1 rRNA gene (only partly in view) is annotated in these 1,162 nt (G+C 51.4%); it reads left to right on the top strand.

Annotated features, from left to right (window positions below):
- Positions 1-1,162 (top strand): 23S ribosomal RNA (locus ACH0B5_RS17890); its annotated part runs 1,429 nt beyond the window's last position; the annotation flags it as partial.

Here is a 1,162-nt window from a genome sequence, read left to right as displayed (position 1 = left end):
AGAGGGTAAAAGCCCCGTAGTCGAAAGTTCATTCTCTCTTGAGTGTATCCTGAGTACGGCGGAACACGTGAAATTCCGTCGGAATCCGGGAGGACCATCTCCCAAGGCTAAATACTCCCTAGTGACCGATAGTGAACCAGTACCGTGAGGGAAAGGTGAAAAGCACCCCGGGAGGGGAGTGAAATAGAACCTGAAACCGTGTGCCTACAAGTAGTTAGAGCCCGTTAATGGGTGATAGCGTGCCTTTTGTAGAATGAACCGGCGAGTTACGATTACGTGCAAGGTTAAGTCGAGAAGATGGAGCCGTAGCGAAAGCGAGTCTGAATAGGGCGGTATTAAGTACGTGGTCGTAGACCCGAAACCAGGTGATCTACCCATGTCCAGGGTGAAGGTGAGGTAACACTCACTGGAGGCCCGAACCCACGCACGTTGAAAAGTGCGGGGATGAGGTGTGGGTAGCGGAGAAATTCCAATCGAACTTGGAGATAGCTGGTTCTCTCCGAAATAGCTTTAGGGCTAGCCTCGTGATTAAGAATACTGGAGGTAGAGCACTGTTTGGACTAGGGGCCCATCTCGGGTTACCGAATTCAGACAAACTCCGAATGCCAGATATTTATACACGGGAGTCAGACTGCGAGTGATAAGATCCGTAGTCAAAAGGGAAACAGCCCAGACCACCAGCTAAGGTCCCAAAGTAATCGTTAAGTGGAAAAGGATGTGGCGTTGCTTAGACAACCAGGATGTTGGCTTAGAAGCAGCCATCATTTAAAGAGTGCGTAATAGCTCACTGGTCGAGTGACGCTGCGCCGAAAATGTATCGGGGCTAAACGATTCACCGAAGCTGTGGATGGACATCTTTGATGTCCGTGGTAGGAGAGCGTTCTAAGGGCGTTGAAGTCAGACCGGAAGGACTGGTGGAGCGCTTAGAAGTGAGAATGCCGGTATGAGTAGCGAAAGATGGGTGAGAATCCCATCCACCGTATGACTAAGGTTTCCTGAGGAAGGCTCGTCCGCTCAGGGTTAGTCGGGACCTAAGTCGAGGCCGATAGGCGTAGACGATGGACAACAGGTTGATATTCCTGTACCACCTCCCCGCCGTTTGAGTAATGGGGGGACGCAGTAGGATAAGGTAAGCGCGCTGTTGGATATGCGCGCCCAAGCA

The sequence above is a fragment of the Ureibacillus sp. 179-F W5.1 NHS genome (assembly GCF_045369345.1).
GTDB lineage: Bacteria > Bacillota > Bacilli > Bacillales_A > Planococcaceae > Ureibacillus > Ureibacillus halotolerans.
This window is presented reverse-complemented; position numbering and strand designations above follow the sequence as displayed.